Source organism: Streptomyces sp. NPDC002867, from assembly GCF_053591895.1.
In genome coordinates this window covers 1-4,618 of the sequence record NZ_JBSFUR010000097.1, presented here as the reverse complement: position 1 = coordinate 4,618, position 4,618 = coordinate 1, and the positions used below count along the sequence as shown (strand labels likewise).

Sequence of the window (4,618 nt, the reverse complement as noted above, 5' to 3'; positions counted from 1 at the left end):
GTTCACACTTCTTACGCGTGCCAACGATTGGTCAATGACTGGTCAAGAAACACGTTAACTGGGCGGAGTTGTTTGCTGGGTTAACGCAACGTTTCGCGCTGGAGAGAGCCCGAAAATGGTGGCCGGATTGGCCTGAACTTGCTCTTGACCTGGGAGGACTGGCACGGTAAATGATGCTCCGTTTGGGTCTGGGTTCCGCCGCGGCTGCACCGACCGCTTCCTCGTGCAGCGACACGCCACTACGGAGGCGGCGGCGTCGCTTGGCAGCGGAGCAGACGTGTGGGCCGGGACGTCGGGGAACACCGTGCTTGCTTCCCGCTGGGCTGCTCGACCCGAGGCCAGGCTGCGTGCGCGGTGGTCCTCGACCAGAGACCTGTCCTCCCGGTACAGGGTCGTCGAGCCGAAGAGGGTCGGTGTCCGGGCCATGTCCGAGGACACGAACAGGTCCGTGACGTCGTCGTACGCCGTGCCGAGCGGCGTCACGGTGCGCGAGTAGCCGAATCGGTTCGTGGCGCCCGTGTGTTCCATCGCGTCGCCGCCGAAGGCGGCGGCCGGACAGTGGTAGTGCGCGGTGACCGGAATGCCGATGCCGTGCGCGAAGGCGGCGACCTGTTTGTGCCACACCACCGGCAGGCGGACGTAGCACTTCACGAGGTCGTACTCGAGGCTCTTCGCACGCTCCAGCTCGAGCTTCAGCTGTGCGTCGGTGAAGGTGGGGCGCATGAAGTTGTAGTAGATCCGGGGGCCGTCGACGGCCTCGCCCGTCGCGAAGTACCTCGGTGCGATCCGGGCGCCGGACCGGGTGGACTCGCGCTCCTCGACCATGTGGTAGGCGGGGCTTCCCGGAGACCTCGTGGTCGTCACCCCGAGCGAGAGCCAGAGCCGTCCCTGCCGGTCGCCGTACGCGTAGCCCTGCATCTCCCGGTGGTGGTGCATGTCGATGAGCCCGGGCATCACCAGCCGGTCACGCGCGTCGACGAGTCGGCCCGCCCGGCCCGCGGCGTGCGGTTCCACCGCCGTGATCCTGTGTCCTTCGACGACGATGTCCACGTCGCGCCGGATCTCCTCGCGGACGCCGTCCCACATCCGGCCCGCGTGGATCACGGTGCGCGCGGGCGGTACGACGTTGGTCCAGGTGAGCGGTACGGCCACGGTGCGCGGAGGTCCGCCGTTCGCCGGCACGAGGCGCAGCCGGCCGTAGTTGAGGTAGAGGAGCTGCTGCGAGTCTGCGCTCCATGACGGGGCGTCGCTCACGTCGTCGGTGATCTGCCGGGGCTCGCCGGTGGGCGCGACGGCGATGCGCGTGTTGCCCACCACGAAGGCCACCTTGCTGCCGTCCGGGGACCACGCCGGCTCGTACTCCTCGCCAGGGCCGTCGACGAGCACGTCGACGCGTAGCTGCCCGTCGCGTCGCCCGAGAACAGGATCGTGCGCCCGTCCGGCGACCAGCGCGGCTCCCGGTGGTCGAAGGGGCCCGTGGTCAGCTGCCGCAGCCTGCTGCCGTCGCGCCGTACCGGCTCGTGCGGCGAGGTCAGGAGGCCGCCCGTCGGGCGTTCGCCACGTCCAGCACCGTCCAGGCCATCGCCGTGGCACCGTCCAGAAGTGTGCCCGGTGCCGATGCGTGGCCCGGCCCCGGTGGCTCACACCGGAAGCCGGGCGGTCGCACACGTCTTGCCTGCCCGATTACCGGGTCACTGTGTGCGGTAGGCGTCGATGACGGTCTGGGGCACCTGCGCGTCGCGGCGCGCGGCGGCGTTGCCGATCCCCCTCGGGCGCCGGGCAGCCGAAGGTCCGCCAAACCCCGGCCTTGGACTTCTACGGGCGTTCTCGGATATTCCGTGACAGCGCTGTGGTGTTACCCGTGCTCCTTGCGGCCGGGCAGCGCCGCGGGGCCGAGGAAGTGTCAGAGCTGCAGGGCGAGCGCGCTGTCCATGCGGTCGTGCGCGGGGATGATTCCGGGCGGGTCGAACACTTTTAGCCGTCGTAGGCGTAGAAGCCTCGGCCCGTCTTGCGGCCGAGCGTGCCCGCGGCGACCATGCGGCGCAGCAGCGGAGGCGGTGCGTACAGAGGTTCCTTGAATTCCTCGTACATGGACTCCGCGACGGACTGGGCGGTGTCCAGGCCGATCAGATCGAGCAGACGCAGGGGGCCCATGGGGTGTGCGCAGCCGAGGACCATGCCGCTGTCGATGTCCTCGGCGGAGGCAGTGCCGGACTCGAGCATCCGGACGGCGGAGATCAGATAGGGAACCAGGAGTGCGTTGACGACGAAGCCGGAGCGGTCGCGGGCGCGGATCGCGGTCTTGCCCAGCCGGGTGGTGACGAAGGCGGTGGCGCGTTCGACGACGTGGTCGGAGGTGAGCTGGGTGGGGATGATCTCGACGAGCATCTGCACCGGAACCGGGTTGAAGAAGTGCACGCCGACGACGTGATCCGGGCGCTTGGTGAGCGCCGCGAGTTCCATGATGGGGATGGACGAGGTGTTGGAGGCGATGATCGCCTCCGGGGAGTCGAGGACCTTGTCGAGGGTGGTGAGGGTGGCGGTCTTCACCTCGAGCTCTTCGGCCACGGCCTCGATGACCAGGCGGCGGTCGGTGAAGTCGCCGAGGTCACTGGTGAAGGTGAGCCGGGACAGTGCGGTGTCCCGGTCGTCCTCGGAGAGCTTGCCGCTGCGGACGCCGCGGTCGAGGGAGGCGGTGACGCGGGCCTTGCCGGCTGCTGCCGCCTCGGCGTTGATCTCGCCGACGAGGACGTCGAGACCCGCACGGGCACAGACCTCGGCGATTCCCGAGCCCATCAGGCCACAGCCGACGACTCCTACGTTGCTGATTTCACCCATCGCGTGTGGGCAGTCCTCTCTCGGGAGCTCGGCGGCCGAAGCCGTAGGCCACGGTGCCTATCGCCCATCGGCGCGCGAGAAGTCACAGGGCTGGAAGGCGAGTTCCTTCGGGTGGGAGGCGTCCACCGTCAGGCGCACCAGCGTTCCGACGCGTACGTTCTCCGGTGGTACACCGATGATCCTCGAGCGCAGCCGGAATCCCTCGCTCATCTCGATGATGGCGATTGCGCGCGGGGCGCCGGTGCTTCGGCCGACGACGGTGATGTGGCGGACGACGCCCACGCCGCCACTGCGCTCCCAGGGCATATCGGGGGAGGCGCAGATGGGGCACAGCAGGCGTCGGAAGACTGCGGTACGGCACCAGCTGCAACGCTGGAAGTACAGCTCTCCGTCCCGCAGCCCGTCCGGGTGCTCCTGGACGGGGCAGTCCGAGTCCGTGGCCGGGACGGCGTTCGCAACGCCATCCCGTTCGACGGGGTCGCTGTCCGTGGTCTCGATCGCTGCATCGAACACGATGTCATCTCCCTGCACGCAGCCGGAGGAATCCGAAGCGTTCCGTGGGAGGTGAGGGTTCACCTCTTCACGGCTGTGGCGCGCCGGCATCGTCATAGCGGCCGTGCGCTGCCGAAAGAGTATGACACTGAGTGCCATCTGTAAAGGCACTGAGTTCCCTAAGGGGGAATGGATGGGCTCCGGGGTCAGCTCCCGTCGAGGGTGGCCTCGATCTCGCGGACCACGCGCCACATCGGCGTCCGGCGCTTGGCGATCAGGACCACGACATCGTCCGGCTCTCGTGTGCCCGCGCCGGGGGCTTCCCCTTCCAGGCCCCAGGAGCTTTGTACGTACTCGAGGGCGTGGTCCATGCCGGCCGCGACGTCCCCCTGGCCGCCGGAGCGGAGCCAGGACCGGAGCGCGTTGTTGTGAGCCGCCACCACCGAGGCCGCGATCACATCGGCGCGCAGGGTTCCGTCGGACCAGCCGACGTAGCGTCGGCGCAGGTAATCGGCGAGCGTGCGCTCGTAGCGCCAGACCACGGACAGCTCGTGGTTACGCAGTCCCGGAACGCTCTTGGTCAGACGGTATCGCTGCACGGAGAAGGAGGGGTTGGCGGCGTACATCCGCAGCACCAGCCGAGCGGCGTCGCAGACCCGTGCCACGGGCTCCTCTTCGCCGTTGTCCTGCTGCAGGAACGCCGTCATCTCGGCGAGGCAGCGCTCGTGATCGGGGAAGACCACGTCCTCCTTGGAGGGGAAGTAGCGGAAGAAGGACCGCCTTCCCACCCCGGCGAGCCGGACGATGTCATCGATCGTGGTCTGCTCGAACCCGCGCTCCAGGAACAGCTCGAAGGCCGCCGCGATCAGGGCGTCCCGCATCGAAGGCTTGGCAGAGCCGTTGCCGGCGCCGCCGCCGCGTCCCCGTCCCTCACTCATGCGAGGAACATAACACCGGCCCGAGTCGCGTCCGGCGGGGCGAGGCCCGCTGTGCGCGGGCGGCAAGGACGAGGACTGGATTCATGGCACTGAGTGTGCATACTGGAGGGTACTGAGTGCCAGTATTGCACGTCACTTCGCGCTCCGGGCCGGGGACCGGCCGGAGCAGACTGGGGTATCCCTGCCATGAGCCAGGACTTCGACCTGTACCGCCCGGCCGAGGAACACGACATGCTCCGCGAGACCGTCCGCTCTCTCGCCGAGGCGAAGATCGAGCCGTTCGCCGCCGCGGTCGACGAGGAGGCGCGCTTCCCGCAGGAGGCGCTCGACGCGCTGGTCTCGTCCGACCT

At 68.8% G+C, this 4,618-nt stretch carries 5 protein-coding genes; 1 reads left to right on the top strand and 4 read right to left on the bottom strand.

Features of this window, described 5'->3' with window-relative positions; all coding sequences use genetic code 11:
• Nucleotides 1–54: 54 nt before the first annotated feature.
• The 4 genes from ACWD0A_RS34510 to ACWD0A_RS34495 all read right to left on the bottom strand — a co-directional run bounded on the left by ACWD0A_RS34510 (nt 55) and on the right by ACWD0A_RS34495 (nt 4,268).
• Nucleotides 55–1,386, bottom strand: a complete 1,332-nt coding sequence (locus tag ACWD0A_RS34510; protein WP_451304641.1) for a hypothetical protein — start codon at nt 1,384–1,386, stop codon at nt 55–57.
• Between the two features lie 588 nt (nt 1,387–1,974).
• Complete coding sequence (locus ACWD0A_RS34505; protein WP_451304639.1) at nt 1,975–2,838, bottom strand: 3-hydroxybutyryl-CoA dehydrogenase; 864 nt, start codon at nt 2,836–2,838, stop codon at nt 1,975–1,977.
• Between the two features lie 57 nt (nt 2,839–2,895).
• Nucleotides 2,896–3,351 (bottom strand): Zn-ribbon domain-containing OB-fold protein, encoded by a 456-nt coding sequence (locus tag ACWD0A_RS34500; RefSeq protein WP_451304637.1) that lies wholly within the window; start codon nt 3,349–3,351, stop codon nt 2,896–2,898.
• A gap of 185 nt (nt 3,352–3,536) precedes the next feature.
• Nucleotides 3,537–4,268, bottom strand: coding sequence for a TetR family transcriptional regulator (locus ACWD0A_RS34495; RefSeq protein WP_451304635.1), 732 nt, complete (start codon nt 4,266–4,268; stop codon nt 3,537–3,539).
• Between the two features lie 186 nt (nt 4,269–4,454).
• On the opposite strand from ACWD0A_RS34495, the gene ACWD0A_RS34490 reads away from it, so the two are divergent.
• Nucleotides 4,455–4,618, top strand: a 164-nt coding sequence (locus tag ACWD0A_RS34490) for an acyl-CoA dehydrogenase family protein (RefSeq protein ID WP_451304643.1), incomplete at its 3' end; no start/stop codon positions are given.